Raw genomic sequence first — 17,566 nt, 5'->3', positions numbered from 1 at the left:
TATTATGTGCGACCATCATGATACATTACGTTCAAATAATAGGGATTTTCAAGAGATTGAAAAACAATTGGACCGTAGGCATTTTTTAAAGAAAACTTCTTTAGGTATCGGTGCTATGGCATTGGGCAGTTTGCTCAGTGCAGATAAGGCATGGGGGGCAATTGGCAATCAAGGAGAATCATTAAACAATTTCACGCAGAACAAGCTTGGCCTGCCCCATCATTTGCCCAAAGCAAAACGAATTATATACTTGTTTCAAAGTGGTGGTCCATCGCAATTAGATTTGTTCGATTATAAACCTGGGCTTGTAGATATGTTCGGTAAAGATTTGCCAGAATCCATTATAGGCGGTCAACGACTTACAGGTATGAGTGGTAGCCAATCTACCTTACCTGTGGCACCGTCTATTTTTAATTTTGAACAATATGGCGAATCACGTGCTTGGGTAAGTGAACTAATGCCGCATACTGCTGAGATAGTCGACGATCTATGTTTTGTAAAATCTATGCAAACAGACCAAATAAATCATACCCCGGCCGTAACTTTTATGCAAACGGGTCATCAATTGCCAGGTAGGCCTTCAATAGGTTCGTGGTTGAGTTATGGTTTGGGATCTGATAATGAAAATTTACCGACCTTCATTACATTAATAAGTAAAAATGGTACAGGACAACCTTTAAAAGCCGGTTTGTGGGGCAATGGTTTCTTGCCCACAGAGCATCAAGGGGTGCAATTTCGTTCTGGTAAAGACCCGGTATTATACTTGAATAATCCTGATAATTATGACGGCAACGATCGCAAAAAAATGTTGGATTATCTAGGGAAATTAAACGCTATTCAACATGATGCTTATGGCGATAAAGAAATACAATCTCGTATGGCTCAATACGAAATGGCTTTTCGTATGCAAACTTCTATTCCCGAAGTTACCGATACAAAAGATGAGCCAGAGCATATTTTTGAAATGTATGGTAAGGACAGTAAAGACCCGGGTACATATGCGGCCAACTGCCTAATGGCGCGTAAGCTATTGGAAAAAGGCGTAAAATTTGTGCAATTGTACCACCAAGGTTGGGATCAACATATTGGTTGTCCGGGTGGGGTTAAGTTCAAGGCAAAACAAACCGATCAAGCCACAGCTGCTTTGATCAAAGATTTAAAGCAACGGGGTATGTTAGAAGATACCTTAGTGGTTTGGGGCGGCGAATTTGGTAGAACGGTGTACTCACAAGGGCAATTGACCAAAGAGAATTATGGTAGGGACCACCATCCAAAAGCATTTACCATGTGGATGGCGGGAGCAGGCGTAAAACCGGGAATGACTTACGGACAGACCGATGATTTTAGTTACAACGTAACCGAAAATCCGGTACATGTGCACGATTTTCATGCTACCTTATTGCACTTGTTCGGTGTTGATCATGAACGCTTGACCTTTAAACATCAAGGTAGACGATTTAGATTAACGGATGTACATGGCCATGTGGTCAAAGATATTTTAACCTAGCAAACCAATTATGTCCACAAGACGAAATTTTATTAAAACTACTGGGTTGGCTAGCACAGCCATGGCAACTACATCTATGGCATTTGGCGCTACGATTATTAGTTCTAAAAAGAATTCAGATCGTTTATTGAATGAAACGGAAACCATTTTGGGCCATGGTGATTACAAGTATAAACTCACTAAAAATTGGGCACAGATTAGCGCTACCAGAATTCCTTTGTTGAACTGCCATGAAATGGTGATGGATAGCAAAGGAAGGTTAATTATGGTAGGAGACCATCCCCAGAACAACATCTTGATTTTTGATAAATCTGGTAAATTACTGGATTATTGGGGCACCGCCTACCAAGGAGGTCACGGGTTGACCTTGCATGACGAAGGAGGGGAAGATATGCTTTACATTACCGATTCTGGTTGGGCTTTAGGCAAAGGCAACCAAATGGTAAAACATAATGGCCGTGTAGCCAAAACTACCATAGATGGTAGAGTGTTGTTTGATATTGGTCACCCTATGACTATTGGCGTGTATAAACCCAACGAGTCTTTTTGCCCAACGGAAACCGCCATTGGTCCCAATGGCGATATTTATGTAGCCGATGGCTATGGTGAAAGTAGAATAATTCAGTACGATAGTAATGGAAGATATATTCGCCATTGGGGCGGAATGGAGAATCCGGATCCCAATTACAAACTGGTAAGTGCCCACGGGGTAGCTATAGACTATAGGGAAAAAGACAACCCTATGGTAGTAGTAACTTCAAGGTCACAAGAGTGTTTTAAATACTACACCTTAGATGGTGTATATGTGAAAACGATAGAAATGCCTAACATGCAGGTCTGCAGGGCAGTTTTTGATGACGATAAATTGTATGCGGGTGTTTGTTGGTCGCAACCAAAAGTAGGTAAGACCAACTGGAAAGACCATACCGGGTTTGTGACCATAATGGAAGGAGATAAGGTAGTATCCAATCCTGGAGGTACTGAACCGGAATATAAAAAAGGGGTGTTGCAAAAAAGCTATCAATTGGAAGAAAGACCAATATTACACGGTCATGATGTCTGTGTTGATGAAGATAAGAATTTATACATCTGTCAATGGAACGCCAACCATTCCGCTCCCTATAAATTAGAGCGTGTTTAATATCGATAATGAGTATGCAAGAAGCTTCAGATTTTGTTTTGTTTCTAGGAAGGTTTCATCCTTTGGTGGTGCATTTACCTATTGGGTTTTTAATGTTCGCCTTGGTATTGGAACTTGCGGATAACTATACCAAAATTAAGCACCTAAACGCAGCTGTACCATTGGCACTTTTATTTGGGGCTATTTCTGGTGCCGTAGCCTGTATTTTAGGGTATATGCTATCCCAAAGTGGCGGTTATGATGAAGATATGCTGAACGGACATTTTTGGTTCGGTATCGGTACTACGGTAATTGCATTTTTTGCCTGGGCGGTAAAGTCGGGTAAGCTTAATATTGCATTTTTACAAAAGGCAAAACCGAATCTGGCCTTATTAACAGTAATGGTTATATTATTAAGCGTAACAGGGCACTATGGCGGAAATTTAACCCATGGGGAAGATTATTTGGTGAAATATGCGCCATTTAGAGAAAAGGAGGAGCCTTTGCCCCAATTGGCAAAGTTAGAAGATGCAACTGTTTATCCTTATTTAGTAAAACCGGTATTTGAGGCAAAATGCGTAAGCTGCCATAATGAATCTAAAAAGAAAGGCGGTTTAGCAATGCATACTTTTGAAGCCATGACTTTAGGTGGTGATGGCGGTGCCATCTTCACGGCGGGCGATGTTGAAGGCTCAGAGTTGATACGAAGAATTACCCTGCCAGAACATCATGATGATGTAATGCCGCCCGAAGGTAAAACACCACTAACGGAACAAGAAAGTGCCTTGATCAAATTTTGGATTGAACAAGGTCAAGCAAATGAAGTAGCGACTTTAGATGCAACAGAAGTGCCTGAAGATGTATTGGCATATGCAGCATCGACTTTAGGTTTCGCAGCCGCGGGCGTTGGTCAAGGTTCTTCGGAAGTATTGCCAACAGCAAACCCTTTGAATATGGAAGTTGTGCATTCCATTACCGAACAAGGTTTTAAGGTGAAAGAGCTTATAGATGGTTCCGGTTTGGTAGAGGTAACTCTAGAGGATGGACAGATCAATGCGGAGAATATCAACAAGTGGGAAGAAAATTTTAAATTGTTAGTTCCTCTGAAAGACCAAATACTGTGGGCAGATTTTGGCGGGAATGAACTTTCTGATGCCATTCTTGTTCAGATTGCAAGTTTTACCAATCTTAGAAAATTAGTGTTGGACAATACGACAATTACAGATACTTCCTTACAACCGCTTACAACTTTAAAAAACCTTGAATCGATAAATGTATATAAGACTAATGTGACCAACAATTTGTTACCTATGCTAAGTGAAATGGCGAACCTAAAAAAGGTTTACATCTGGCAAACACAGATAAGTGCAGATGAAATTGAGCAATTTTCCAAGAATTCTAATTTAGAGGTTGTTTCTGGCGTATAATTTTAAGGTGCTTTGGTTGCATGTTGCTTTCTGTAAAGGTTAGGAGTAGTATCATATTGAGTTTTAAATTTCTTAAAAAAGAAAGGCAGGGTTTCAAAACCACATTTATAGGCAATATCTGCAACGGTCATGTCTGTGTCAATCAGCATTTTAGCGGCTAAATTTATTCTATATTCATTAAGGTAAACAAAGAATGAACGCCCCATCATTTTTTTAAAAAATCGGGAAAATGCTTGTTGAGATAGGTTGACCATATTTGAAACTTGGTGTAAACTAATAGGGTCGTGATAGTTTGTAGCAACAAAATCGTGAATAATAGCCATTCTATTATTATGTTCCGAAGGAAGTTCTTTGGTAAATTTTGCATTGGATAACAAAAAGAATTCTGCCTTGGAGAGTTTCAGTAAAATGGATAATAAGACCAAATATTGTTCTGCACTTTTTAGTTGAGGAAGAGACTTAAGATCTGATAATATAGATGTGGTAGTTGCTGCTTGAAATAGAATACCTCTACTTGCTTGTTGCATCATATCATGTAATTCTGCTAATTCGGGTATTGAGGTAAATATCTCTTTGTTCCATTGAATTACGATAGAAATACTTTCTTCATCCGCATTATTCTCGTTTTTCCAACAATGTGGTAGGTTGGAATTTAAAAGTACTAATTCTCCCGGTTCATAGCCACTTACATAATCCCCAATAAATTTAGTGCCCTTGCTTTTTTCAATAAAGGTTAATTCGCATTGAGGGTGCACATGCCAGGGAGCATCAAAATGGCTATCCACAAATCGGTAAGCCAAAATGTTGCTGTTCTCAGAAAATGATATAGCCTCTAATTGTGGTTTCATATTTAAATTTATGTACTATTCAATCAGTATATTTTAATTATTTTAAATTAATAAGACAATATAGATTAATTAATTGCAAATATAGATTATAAATAAAATTTTAATAATGATGATTTTTGTAGTAAGACCAGCTTAAATGTATAGAATCAATACTATTTGGTCTTTGTGATTTATAAATAATCAAAACTAGAGATGTAAATGAGCGCAAGCATTTTTTCTGATGCCTTTAAAGACACTAGAGTGTCTAAAGGAACCTGCCCTTTTAATGATCAAGATGATCCTGTAACTATGTTACTTCGTTTTAAGGATGTGAGGAAAACGGCGCATAATGCAAAAGACTTTAGTTCAGCGGCAAAACCCGGTAGAATAGTGGTTCCATCAGAGGTAAATATTAGGGATGCTAGACAAATTCCCTTTGAAGTAGATCCGCCTGAGCATACAGAATATCGCGCCTTGGTAGAAGATTGGTTCAAACGCCCATTAGATATCGATTATGAATTTAAACTAACAAGGATTGTTGAGGCAGAGATTGATCGTGTATTGCAAAAAGGAGCTATAGAAGCCATTTCAGAATTGTCTTTACCCATACAATCAAAAGCATTGACCTTGTTGTTGAATATTTCTTTAAGTGAAGCTGAAACTTGGATTTCTTGGGGAACGCATGTGTTTAGAAGTGAAGATTCTGATTTAGATGCGGATAAGGCATCTATTTTATACGATTATATTGATGCCGAAATAGACAAAGCTATAGCAGCTCCAGATGATAGTTTGTATTCCGTTTTACTGAACTCGGAATATCAAGGTCGTAAAATGACCAAAGAGGAAGTAAAAGGGGTACTTATTTTAACTTTTGCAGGAGGTAGGGATACCGTTATTAATTATTTGACCAATACCATTTCCTATTTAGCCGAACACCCAGATGCAATTGAGAAATTAAACGATAACCCTGCGTTAGTAAATACGGCAATAGAGGAATTTGTGCGCTACTTTTCACCATTGACCCACATGGGCAGGGTGGTAAAAGAGGAGCAGGAAATTAGCGGGCATATTGCAAAAGAAGATACCCGGGTATCATTATGTTGGGCATCTGCCAATAGGGATGAAAGTATTTTCGAAAACGCAAATAAAATTGTTTTGGATAGAAAAATGAATCCGCATGTAGCTTTCGGTTTTGGAGCCCATAAATGTTTAGGGGCAACACATGCAAGACAATTAATGAAGGTGTTTTTACGAGTATTGACTGAAAAGGTAAGTACTATTGAAATTATTGATGCTGTAGAAAATATTGAAGATTGGGGAGCTCATAAACGAAAAGTGGGTTTTGATAAATTAACTATTAGATTAAACACAAAATAATATGGCAAAAATAACGTACATCACTAAAGCAGGAGAAGAAATACAACTAGAAGCCAATAGTGGTAGTTTAATGGAGTTGGCGGTTAAGCATAAGGTAGCCGGTATAGATGGGGACTGCGGTGGCGTCTGTTCTTGTGCCACCTGCCATGTGCATGTTGCACCAGAATTCTATCAAAAATTAGATGCACCAACAGAGATAGAATCAGATATGTTGGAGTTTGATGATCATGTAACGGAGTATAGTAGACTATGCTGTCAAATTCCTATTTCCGCAGCCGTTGACGGTATTACAGTAAGCGTGGCAAATTAGATCAATTGTGGATACTACAAATTTAAATTGCGTAATTATCGGGGCAAGCCATGCGGGAGCTAATTGCGCTATGGAACATAGAAAGCAAGGTTGGCAAGGCAATATTTATTTAATAGATGCCGATGCGCATTTGCCCTACCATAGACCGCCTTTATCAAAAGAATATCTATCAATAGAAGAGGAAGGGGCAACGAATTTTAAACCGTTGTTTGCACTAGAGCGATACCAAGAAGAAGAAATCACTTTACAATTAGGTCTTAAGGTAACCAAGGTAATTAAAAAACAGAAGTCCGTTATTTTGAGCAATGGTGAAACTATAAGATATGATAAGCTTGTAATCGCTACAGGGGCTTCTGCGATTGTACCACCTATTGAAGGTATAGAGTCCTGTAGAAAAGTAAGTGTGTTACGCAGTGCGAAAGATGCCATACAGATACAGCAAGATTTTAAAACAAGTACCAATAAAGAAGTGGTAATTATTGGTGGTGGTTATATTGGATTGGAAACAGCTGCATCATTGAGGAAATTGGGCGGAAATATTACCGTTCTAGAACGTGAAGAACGTATTTTGGCACGTGTAGCCCCTATAGCATTAGCCGATTATTTTCAAGAATTACATACGGCAAATGGGGTGAAAATTCACACAGGTACCTCTGCCATTAAAATAAAAGAAACAGATGCTGCTATAGAAATACAATGTAATAACGGTAATGTTTTTACTGCCGATGTTTTGATTGTTGGTACTGGTGTAAAGCCAAATACATTTGTGGCGGAAGAAATTGGGGCAGAAATTAATAATGGTATTGAGGTAGATGAGAATTTGCAAACTACGGTAGAAGATGTATATGCCATTGGTGATGTAGCACAATTTTATCATCCTACCTATAAAGAATGGATGCGATTGGAAAGTGTGCAAAATGCCGTAGATCAAGCAAAAATTGTAGCTTCTAATATAGTTGGCAATACACAAAATTATAATACTATACCGTGGTTTTGGTCAGATCAATATCATGTTAAATTGCAAATGGTTGGCTTATCAAAAGGATTTACACGTATGGTAATACGTACCGAAGCAGATAAGAAAGATTGCTTTTCAATTTGGTATTTTAAAAATGATGCACTTATTGCGGTAGATACCGTAAATAATGGGAAAGCTTTTGTTCTTGGGGGTAAATTTATCCAGAACAAGATACTTGTGGATCCATTGAAAATTGCAGATAATACAATTCCGTTTAAGCCGAATAATTTTATAAAAACCGAAACAAATGCCCATTAAAGTACAAGCAGCTGTTGCCACTGGTGATGGAAAATTTATAATAGATACCATTACAATTGATGAACCTAAGAGCGATGAGGTTTTGGTAAAAATGAAGGCTGCCGGACTATGTCATACGGACTACGATTCCCTTACTTGGGGCAAACCCATAGTTATGGGCCATGAAGGCGCGGGTGTAGTTGAAAAAGTGGGAAATGGTAATTTAGAATTTGAAGCGGGGGACCAAGTTATTTTAAATTGGGCAACACCGTGTATGCACTGTTTTCAATGCCAAGAAGGCAATCAGCATATATGTGATAACAACTCTCCTGTAGTAGCAGGTGGTAACGGGCATACCCCTGGGCATGCAACGTTAGAAAGTACAAAATGGCGGGGCAGGGCAATAGAACGTTCCTTTAATTTAGGCTCTTTGAGCGAATATGTACTGGTGAAAGCATCAGCTTTGGTGAAGGTAAAAGAGACATCATTGAATTTCTCAGCTGCCGCCATAGTTAGTTGTGGGGTTATGACGGGTTACGGCTCCGTAGTAAACGCCGCAAAATTAGATGCAGGTAGCACAGCTGTAATTTTGGGTTGTGGAGGTGTTGGCTTAAATGTGATCAACGCCTGTAAAATTTCAGGAGCCAATAGGATTATTGCGATAGACATTAACCCCACTAAGTTGGAAATGGCCAAAACCTTTGGGGCAACGGATGTTATTTTAGCTCAAAAAGAGGATGTGGGATTACTGAATGCGGCATCCCAAGTAAAAAACCTTCTAGGAAATAAAATGGCGGACTATGCTTTTGAATGTACCGCCATACCTGCATTAGGTGCAGCTCCTTTGGCTATGGTGTGCAATGCGGGAACGGCTGTTCAGGTTAGTGGAATTGAAGAAGAAATAACCATAGATATGCGCTTGTTCGAATGGGACAAAATTTATATAAATCCGCTTTATGGAAAATGTAGGCCACAAATAGATTTTCCAAAAATAATGGGTTTGTATAAAAAAGGAGATTTACTGTTAGATGAGATGATAACCAAAGAATATGAATTGCACCAACTTGACGAAGCCTTTAATGATATGTTAAGCGGGAAAAATGCAAAAGGTGTCATCGTTTTTAAATAAGCTATGCAAGGATCATTTAGAACCATAGAACTTTCAGATACTAAATTAGAATTTGACGGACTCCGATTTTTAACCGTCAAAACCCCAAATTTAAAGGGTAGGGGAGATATTTGCGTATTTGTACCCAAGACAAAAAATCCGCTTACCAATTTACCCATTTATATTTTGTTACATGGCGTATACGGTAGTGCTTGGGTTTGGGCGTTAAAAGGTGGCGCACATATTTCTGCACAAGAAATGATACAAAATGGAGAAATAGAACCGGCAATTATTGCAATGCCATCCGATGGATTGTGGGGAGATGGTTCTGCTTATTTTCCGCATCATAACAAGGACTTTGCGAAATGGATTGTTGAAGATGTGCCTTTGGCCATCCAAGAAAATATTCTGGAAGCGGGTGATGAAAGTAAACTTTGTATTGGCGGATTATCCATGGGAGGTTACGGAGCCTTAAGTTTAGGCGCAAAATATTCTGATAAGTTTAGTGCCATTTCTGCACACAGTGCCATTACCAAATTAGAAGAAATGGAACTTTTTGTAGAAGAACCTTCAAATGATTATTTAGAAAGTGCAATTCAACCCAATGTGCTAGATGTGATTGCCGATAACAAAACTACATTGCCACCGTTACGGTTTGATTGTGGCAAAGCAGACCAATTAATCGCTGGTAATAGAGATTTACATGCACAATTAAACGAATTGCGAATACCGCATGAATACACAGAGTTTAGTGGCGGTCATCAATGGGAATACTGGCAAGAACATATTCGTAAAACCTATTTGTTCTTCAATGCCTCAATCGCCCATAAATAAGTCCGGTAAAAACAGTGTTATTTGTGGAAATAAGGTGATTAAAATCAGTACTAAAAAGCTGATTCCTAAATAAGGCAAATTCGCTTTGCTTACTTTTTCTAAAGGAACTTTTCCTATACCCGACGCTACAAATAAGCATACTCCTAATGGTGGAGTGGTCAAACCGATAATTAAATTGAGCAATGCAATTATGGCAAAATGAATAGAATCTATATCTACACTTAAAGCCACCTTTAATAAAATAGGGAATAGTATTAAAAGTGCCGCTATGGTTTCCATAAACGTACCCACTAAAATTAAGAGTAGGTTAATGAGTAGCAGCACCACATATTTGTTGTCTGAAAAGCCCAAAATCATATTTGAAATCTCATGAGGTACTTTTTCAGAAACTAGGATATACCCAAACAAGTTGGCAAAGCCAATAAGGACCATTAGGCTGGCGGAAGTTTTCATGGCATCGATTAAAATAGCCATGGTCTTTTTAAAGTTAAGTCGCTTATACACAAAAGTGCCGACTAAAAAGGCATAAAGTACTGCAATGATTGATGCTTCGGTAGGTGTGAAAACTCCACCAATGATTCCGAATAGGATGATAAACGTCATTAACAACGACCAAAACGTATCTATAAACCCTCTAAATATTTGCTTAAAAGAACTTCGTTTGTATTTGGGATAATTTCTTTTTTTGGCGATATAGTAGGTGAGTACCAACATAGCAACACCCAATAATAACCCTGGTAAAGCTCCTGCCAAAAACAATTTACCAACCGAAAGTCCGCTTAGCGTAGCAGCGATAATCATAGGTACACTTGGTGGAATTATTGGCCCTACCGTAGAAGAAGATGCGGTAACCGCACAAGCGAAATCAGCATCATAACCTTCTTTTTTCATGGCTGGTATCATTACGGAACCAATACTGGCAGTATCTGAAATTGCCGTACCGGAAATACCTGCGAACAACATGGAAGAACCAATGTTTGCTAAAGCAAGTCCGCCAGTCACATGACCAATAAGGTGATTACAGAATTTTATGATTTTAGAGGTCAAGCCGCCTTGGTTCATGAGGTTTCCTGCAATGATGAATCCTGGTATGCTTAACAACACAAAAACATCTATGCCAGAATACATTTTCATGGGCATGATAATAAGATCGGTACCATTGAAAATGAGAAATGCCATACACGAAATTCCTAATGAAAAAGCTATGGGAAACCGTAATAATAAACATATGACGAAGACGACAAGAAGTATAATGATCATGGTTTAGGCATTTTAGTGTTTTTTGGTTTTTCGTTTAAAAGATGAACAAGAATAGAAATACCCATAATTGCAATTCCTGAAAACGATATGGCCATAGGATATTTTAAGCTTGGCGATTTTTCTACGGTCCCCATCATTAGGAATTCAAAAGCGTGGTAGGTAAAAACTAGAATGAAAAGAGAAGTGATGATCCAGATAAAATATTGAAGGAGTTCTTGATTTTTTTGACTGAATTTTTCGACCAAGAATCCGAAATTAACGTAGTAAGCACCCCTAACTGCCAAACCTGCTGCAAAGGCAATAGCATAGATAAATGCAACTCTGGCGGCTTCTTCAGTCCAAGAAGGCGCCTTGGTCATAAAAAATCGACCGTAAATTTGAACAAGTGTAATGCCAACAAAAAGTAAGGTACTTATGATAGTACCCCATTTCATTGCTTTTCTGAAAAATTTAAATAAAGACATTAAGGTAAATCTTGTTTTACAGTGTTATAAATTTCTTGCATTTCCGGAGATAGGGTATCGTAGATTGTAGTGCCACATTTTTCTATAAAAGCGGCGTTGTCCACATTGACGAAAACCATACCCTTTGCTTCAAGTTCTTCTCTGATTTTCTTTTCATTTTCAAGAAATAATTGCTGATGGTAGGTAATCATTTCTTCAGATGCTTCTAAGAATATAGCTTTAAGGTCTTCTGGTAATTTCTGAAACGATTTTTCACCTATTACGGGGTATGACCAGCTAACTACATGGTTGGTAAGGTTCACGTATTTTTGAACCTCATAAAATCTGGAGACCTTAATAAGTGCCAAAGGATTTTCTTGTGCATCTATGGTTCCTTGTTGTAGAGAGGTAAAAACTTCAGAAAATGCCATAGGTGTAGTTTTTGCGCCTAAAGCATCCCAAGCAGAAACAAAAGAAGGTACATTGGGTACGCGCAAGATTAAACCTTGTAGGTCATCTGGGTGGGTAATTGGCTTGTTAGAAGTTAGCTGTCTTACACCAGCTTGAAAATAACCCAAAGGTTTTAAGCCTGTTTTTTCTAACATTTCCTTGGATATTCGTTTTCCCAAAGGTCCTTGCATCAAAATTTCAACATCATCAGGAGTTTTTAAAAGAAACGGTAACTCGCAAAAGGTCATTATTTCTGTCCAATTACTAAGAAGGGAACTAGTGGTGGTCATATCTAATACACCGGCTTGGATCATTCGGATGGCTTCAACTTCTTTAGCCAATTGTTCTGATGGGAAAGTTTCTAATTGTAACCGACCGTTTGATTTTTCTTTTAATCGTTCACCAAAAAAAATAAAAGCTTTGTGCCAAGAGTGGTCTTCATTAACCAATAGGCTTGCTTTTAGTGCATAGGGTTCTTGATCGTTATAATTACAGCTCATTAAGCTGATTATCATGAACGACAGAAATAGGCGTACTATTCTTTTTAAGAACATTTTATGGTCGATTTAGTTGGAACAATTCACCTTTAAAATACATTTTTTTGATGGTTTTTACAGTGTGGATTTTTACATTCATTTTATTGGTCTAGATATTTTTTCTTCAGGATTGCGCTGTTTTTAAGGGGTAAGTCCTGTAATTAGGTCTGTATACATCTAATTTAATAATATAGGTATCAGTAAATGTTCAGGGCTTTGTTAGTTTTTGTCTAGTTGTTTAATTGAGGTTTTTAATCTTATAACTGTACCTTGAAATCGCTTTTCAACTAAGCTTAAATCAACTCACTCATGAAATTTAAATTATTAATACTTTCTTCATTATTCCTTTTTCTGCTAACAGCATCTAATTGTAGTTCTGGTTCTGATGTTAATGAAACTCCTAATGTGGAAGTGGACAATACAGATCCAAAAGCAGACGAGGAGAAAGAGGAAGAGACAGAACAAGATTACAGTACAATGGCGGTTCCTGCAGATCCAGGTTCAGGATTGGAATGGGAATTTCAAAATTTTTCAGATGATTTTGAATATGAGGCACCAGCAGGTAATAAAGGCGATGCCTTTTTTAATAAATGGGATGACTTTTACCATAATAATTGGTCTGGACCGGGCTTGACCGAATGGAGTAGGGATATCCCATTTGTAGCCGATGGTTTATTGCAAATACCGGCGAAAAGAAAAGCTGGTACAGATAAAATAAGCACAGGTTGCATTACGAATAAAACAAGGGTTCAGTATCCTGTTTATGTAGAGGCGAGAGCAAAAATCATGAACTCCGTTTTAGCCAACGGTATTTGGATGTTAAGTCCAGATGATACACAAGAAATAGATATAATGGAAGCTTATGGAGCGGCATATTCAGAAAGTGCCCAAGCGAGCCATTCATGGTATGAAGTTAGAATGCATATTAGTCACCATGTATTTATAAGGGACCCATTTCAAGATTATCAGCCTAAAGATGCAGGATCATGGTTTATGAAAGATAATATTAAATGGAGAGAGGATTACCATACTTATGGTGTATACTGGAGAGACCCATGGCATTTGGAGTACTATATAGACGGGGAGTTGATTAGGACCGTATCTGGTAAAGATCAAATTGATCCTTTGTTTTACACAAATGCAATGAACCCAGGCGATACCAGTGCTGATACACGTACAGGATTAAGTAAAGAAATGGATATTATTATAGATGTGGAAGATCAGGACTGGAGATCTAGTCCAGCATCTGGAAATCAATCGGATACATATACACCAACGGATAATGAGCTTTCGGATACTGAAGGCCATACGCTGAAGGTAGACTGGATAAGAATATACAAACCAGTGGAAAAATAGTTGTTAGTTTATTTAATTGAGTTAAGGGCATGGGGTTGTTACCATGCTCTTTTTCTTTTTTTATTAGTCTTGATTTTAAAGTTTAGGGCAATTTTTTATAATGAATTTTAAAAGTAGATATATCAAATTATAAACAAGAATCTATGCTTTGGATACAGATAAATCCATTTAAATGGTTCAGTTAATTTTACATTCCTTCTCTTCAATTGTCTAGCTCATTTTAGGTTAATCATTAATCAATAAGTTATTGTATATTTAAGAGTATAATAACTTTCTATTTGTACAGTTTTGAAAAACACTTTTTCTAGTCAAAATTTCATTTTACAATTTTTAATAATCCTCTTATTTACTTTTGGTAATTATACAATCATTTTAGCACAAGGAAATGATAGCGTAAGTATGAAGTTAGATGAGTTTTTTACTGACTCTAACAGAATAAAGTATGAAAGTTCTGAAGCGGCAATAAAAAAGTTAAAACAGACCCATAAAGAATTGTTGCAAAAAGGCGATACGTTGAAAAGTATTGATGCTCTAATGCAACTGGCAGATGTTTATGGGCATAGGGCAGATTATGCAAGTTCGTACGATGTTTTTTGGCAATCACTTTTTTTGGCAGATAAAATTAAAAATGATTCGTTAGACGGTTTGATCGCTTGGCGATTAGGAAGGTTTTATAGCTTTTATAAGCGGGAGGAAGAGTCATTAAAATATTTGAATAAGGCATTGAGCATAAGAAAAAATATGGTTCAAGAAGGTAATACCGACCCTGCCTATTTAGTACATAATTACTTTGCTTTTGTAAGTACTTATCGTGAGTTGGACATGCCAGAACTTGCAAGTACGTATTTAGATAGTTGTTTAATCTATTACAAGGAAGTAGAAAACCAAGTGCCAATGTCTCAATTGAATTTTGAGAAGGCATTTATATTATCTAGAACAGGTCAAAACCAAAAGGCACTTGAATTATTAAAAAGTATAGAACCTTGGTTCTTGGAAAATAGACCTTCTTATATGGTTTTGGTTTATACATATTGGGGAGATGTTTTGCAGAATACAGGAGATTTAAATAGTAGTGTTCAGTATTACGAGAAAGCCATAGCGGTTTCAGAAAAATATAAAAACCACATTGATTTTACTCCGCTGATTTATGAACGGTTAACCGAACATTATAAAAAGCAAGGTAACTATCAAAAAGCGTACGAAAATTTAAAGATAGCGAAGGAATTAGATGCTTTGTTTTTTGATGGAAGAAGCTCTAAGAATAAATCGATGTTAGAGATTAGAGATGAATTTAGAATTGAAAAACAGCGTCAATCAGATTTAATTCAAAAGCAACGTTTTGAAAAGCTGCAACAAGAAGAACATATTTCAATGTTACAGCGCGTCATTTTATTAGGGACTATAGTTTTCATACTAATTTTGGCATTCTTTTTTTTTAGACATCTTCGTAATAAGCATAAGTTGGAAAAACAATTAATACGAAGAAACAAAGAATTGGAAATACAAAAAACCAACGAGCTTTTAGAATTGAAAAATAAAGAACTTGCTGCATCGGTTCTTCAGCTTGTTGAGAAAGATGAGTTTTTAAAAGAATTGAAAGAAAAATTAAAATCTAATAAAGACAACCTACAGCAGTCTGAAGTAAATAAACTATTACGCACTATTTCGGTAAGTAATAATAATAATTGGGAGGAGTTTCGACTTCGATTTACGGCGGTCAATGAAAAGTTCTACAAAAAATTAACCGAAAAATATCCGAAGCTAACGCAAAGTGATCACAAAATTTGTGCCCTGATTAAATTGAATTTTTCTAGTAAAGATATGGCTAGGTTATTAGGTATATCTGTAGAATCTGTACATACAACCCGTTATAGGTTACGTAAAAAGTTACAGTTGGAAAGAAAGGAAAACCTAGAAGATTTTATTGCTCAGTTATAAGACCGGTAAATGTCATAAAATTGTAATTTCCTTCAAATGGAACAGATTATTGGTTAGTAATTGATTGATAATATTGCAACGGCATTTTTACTGCATTGGAAGGAACTATTGTCTAAAGATTAAAGATTTTATCGCTAGTAGTTTAAAACAAAAGTTTCTATAATTAAAAAAGGACGAACCGGTAGGCTCGTCCTTTTTATGCATATTTAAAAAGTAGTCTAAGGTCTTAGTACCGCTTCAGATATAGATAAGTTATCCATATAAAAACGGGTTACCGTAGAATTATCTTGATTGTACCCTCTAATAGATAAAGTAAAATCACCTGCTACACCACCAAAATCTGTTAAGAAAGAAGAGTAGACCCATTGGTTTAGTGCAAAGTCACTTGTGAATGCTGGGTTAGGAGCAACTCCCCAATCGGTATTAGGTGCCCAATAGAATCTTAAATCCGGAGCGAATAAAGTACCTGTATCTGGTTCACTTAAAGTTTCAACATATACCCAAACCCCAACTTCATACGTTTTGCCTTCTTCGACCGTAAAAGGAATAGCTGCCCCAGAAGTGTCTGTATGAGCAATGATCATACCGCCATTTGGGTCAAATTCTATGAGGGCACTACTTTCTCCATCTTGAGCTTGCGCCGTAGAAATTTCGAGATTGTAAGCATCCCATGGAGCTCCCCACCATTGGTAAGGCCAATTAGCGGCAGTAGAGTTTTCAAAACTATAATCATAAGTGCCGTTATTTAAAATGTTATTGCCTTTAAAGACTACCGGTAAATCGGTAAAACTCTCTGCAGGGTATGCATCTGTCGTAGTTAAATCTCCAGCTGTATAACTAACTATTGCAGTATCATCATTGTATACGCGATCATTTTCAAGACTAATTATAACGATGTTTCCTTCGTTGGGATCAACTTCTACACTTGCTATTGTAGCGGGAATTTCAACACCAGCATTTGCTAAGCTAACAGAGAAATTTGTCATATCTATAGTTGTAGGTTCCATTTCTCTACTAAAATTAAGTCCTATGTTACCATCAGCTGTGGCTTCAATCGCGTCAAGTGTAACAGGCTTGGTAGAAGGGATGATTTTCACCAAATTGGTATATGTCAACTCATAACCACCTTCTGGTCTTACCCTATTTGCAGAAAACCCAAATCCATATTCTCCAAGCTTTTTGTATTTAACGTCCAATTCTTCAACAACCTCTGTAGAGGTAGTAGGATCGCCACCTTCAAAAGACCAGTTGTAGTTTTCAGGCTCACCTGTAGTGGTAATGGAAAACCTAACCGTACTACCTGCCATAATTTCATTTTTTGAATTATCGCCTATGTTCAATGCTTCACCTACGCTGCCATCACTGTTTAATAGATTAGCAGAAAGGTTCGCTCCAATATTTCCTAAAACCCTAACTACAATTGTAGTATCCAATTCGGTACCTCTTTGCTCTGTACCCACATAGGCACTGCTTTGAAAAGTTTGGTGCAGTTTTACTTCATGGTCTCCCAATTGAGTAAAGAATGCTTGTACGATATCTTCTGAAGATGTAGTATTATTTTCTGAACCAGAAATATTGGCAACTCCTTCAGGAAAAGTCCATGTTCTACTTACAACACCTACCGATACGTCGCCAAATGTAATTTCATCATTAAGATTGACCTTATTTTCAAAATCCATTTGAGAGGTCATTATTACTCTATGACTTATTTCTGGAAGTTGAACATCGTCAGCCGGATCATCATCGCAAGACAATGTCAATAGCATAAAACCAAATGAAAAGAGTATGGGTAAGTTAATTTTATATTTTATGTTCATA

Annotated in this window: 15 protein-coding genes; 10 read left to right on the top strand and 5 right to left on the bottom strand. The window is 37.2% G+C overall.

What is annotated here, in order from left to right:
* The first annotated feature begins 4 nt into the window (after nt 1–4).
* The 3 genes from YQ22_RS01815 to YQ22_RS01805 are packed head-to-tail and all read left to right on the top strand — an operon-like array spanning nt 5 to nt 4,054.
* A complete protein-coding gene (locus tag YQ22_RS01815) occupies nt 5–1,507 on the top strand; it encodes a DUF1501 domain-containing protein (RefSeq protein ID WP_071339849.1) in 1,503 nt (500 codons plus the stop codon).
* Nucleotides 1,508–1,517: 10 nt separating this feature from the next.
* On the top strand, nt 1,518–2,648 hold the full coding sequence (locus tag YQ22_RS01810) for a 6-bladed beta-propeller (protein WP_071339848.1): 1,131 nt from the start codon (nt 1,518–1,520) through the stop codon (nt 2,646–2,648).
* 8 nt (nt 2,649–2,656) lie between these two features.
* Nucleotides 2,657–4,054 carry a c-type cytochrome domain-containing protein gene (locus YQ22_RS01805; protein ID WP_083414165.1) on the top strand — a complete coding sequence of 466 codons (1,398 nt, stop codon included), beginning with the start codon at nt 2,657–2,659 and terminating at the stop codon, nt 4,052–4,054.
* Between the two features lie 2 nt (nt 4,055–4,056).
* Here YQ22_RS01805 and YQ22_RS01800 read toward each other — a convergent pair whose 3' ends face one another.
* A complete protein-coding gene (locus YQ22_RS01800; RefSeq protein WP_071339846.1) occupies nt 4,057–4,902 on the bottom strand; it encodes an AraC family transcriptional regulator in 846 nt (281 codons plus the stop codon).
* Nucleotides 4,903–5,100: 198 nt separating this feature from the next.
* Between YQ22_RS01800 and YQ22_RS01795 the strand changes: the two genes are divergently transcribed.
* From YQ22_RS01795 to YQ22_RS01775, 5 genes are read left to right on the top strand one after another with little or no spacing between them, the layout of a single operon-like run.
* On the top strand, nt 5,101–6,258 hold the full coding sequence (locus YQ22_RS01795; protein WP_071339845.1) for a cytochrome P450: 1,158 nt from the start codon (nt 5,101–5,103) through the stop codon (nt 6,256–6,258).
* A 1-nt stretch (nt 6,259) separates the two neighbouring features.
* Nucleotides 6,260–6,568, top strand: coding sequence for a 2Fe-2S iron-sulfur cluster-binding protein (locus tag YQ22_RS01790; RefSeq protein WP_071339844.1), 309 nt, complete (start codon nt 6,260–6,262; stop codon nt 6,566–6,568).
* 7 nt (nt 6,569–6,575) lie between these two features.
* Complete coding sequence (locus YQ22_RS01785) at nt 6,576–7,844, top strand: NAD(P)/FAD-dependent oxidoreductase (RefSeq protein WP_071339843.1); 1,269 nt, start codon at nt 6,576–6,578, stop codon at nt 7,842–7,844.
* Entirely contained in the window at nt 7,834–8,952 is a 1,119-nt protein-coding gene (locus YQ22_RS01780) for a Zn-dependent alcohol dehydrogenase (RefSeq protein WP_071339842.1), read from the top strand. Before YQ22_RS01785 ends, YQ22_RS01780 begins: the two co-directional genes overlap by 11 nt.
* 3 nt (nt 8,953–8,955) lie before the next feature.
* Nucleotides 8,956–9,765 carry an alpha/beta hydrolase gene (locus YQ22_RS01775; protein WP_071339841.1) on the top strand — a complete coding sequence of 270 codons (810 nt, stop codon included), beginning with the start codon at nt 8,956–8,958 and terminating at the stop codon, nt 9,763–9,765.
* Here YQ22_RS01775 and YQ22_RS01770 read toward each other — a convergent pair.
* From YQ22_RS01770 to YQ22_RS01760, 3 genes are read right to left on the bottom strand one after another with little or no spacing between them, the layout of a single operon-like run.
* Nucleotides 9,748–11,025 (bottom strand): TRAP transporter large permease, encoded by a 1,278-nt coding sequence (locus tag YQ22_RS01770; protein WP_071339840.1) that lies wholly within the window; start codon nt 11,023–11,025, stop codon nt 9,748–9,750. The two genes, YQ22_RS01775 and YQ22_RS01770, sit on opposite strands and share 18 nt — an antisense overlap.
* Nucleotides 11,022–11,489: a TRAP transporter small permease gene (locus YQ22_RS01765; protein WP_071339839.1), complete on the bottom strand. Its 468-nt coding sequence runs from the start codon at nt 11,487–11,489 to the stop codon at nt 11,022–11,024. Before YQ22_RS01765 ends, YQ22_RS01770 begins: the two co-directional genes overlap by 4 nt.
* On the bottom strand, nt 11,489–12,472 hold the full coding sequence (locus tag YQ22_RS01760; protein WP_071339838.1) for a TRAP transporter substrate-binding protein: 984 nt from the start codon (nt 12,470–12,472) through the stop codon (nt 11,489–11,491). Before YQ22_RS01760 ends, YQ22_RS01765 begins: the two co-directional genes overlap by 1 nt.
* 291 nt (nt 12,473–12,763) lie before the next feature.
* Between YQ22_RS01760 and YQ22_RS01755 the strand changes: the two genes are divergently transcribed.
* Together YQ22_RS01755 and YQ22_RS01750 are read left to right on the top strand one after the other, a co-directional pair.
* Nucleotides 12,764–13,810, top strand: coding sequence for a family 16 glycosylhydrolase (locus YQ22_RS01755; protein ID WP_071339837.1), 1,047 nt, complete (start codon nt 12,764–12,766; stop codon nt 13,808–13,810).
* A gap of 399 nt (nt 13,811–14,209) precedes the next feature.
* The gene (locus YQ22_RS01750) at nt 14,210–15,748 is read left to right on the top strand and encodes a helix-turn-helix transcriptional regulator (protein WP_139254429.1); all 1,539 of its coding nucleotides are present in this window, start codon (nt 14,210–14,212) and stop codon (nt 15,746–15,748) included.
* 218 nt (nt 15,749–15,966) lie between these two features.
* Here YQ22_RS01750 and YQ22_RS01745 read toward each other — a convergent pair whose 3' ends face one another.
* Nucleotides 15,967–17,565 (bottom strand): hypothetical protein, encoded by a 1,599-nt coding sequence (locus YQ22_RS01745; protein ID WP_071339835.1) that lies wholly within the window; start codon nt 17,563–17,565, stop codon nt 15,967–15,969.
* Nucleotide 17,566 lies beyond the last annotated feature (1 nt).

It is taken from the genome of Maribacter sp. 1_2014MBL_MicDiv, from assembly GCF_001865655.1.
Taxonomy (GTDB): Bacteria; Bacteroidota; Bacteroidia; order Flavobacteriales; family Flavobacteriaceae; genus Maribacter; species Maribacter dokdonensis.
Note: the sequence above shows the minus strand (reverse complement) of the source record. Positions and strands in the feature narration are given on the sequence as shown.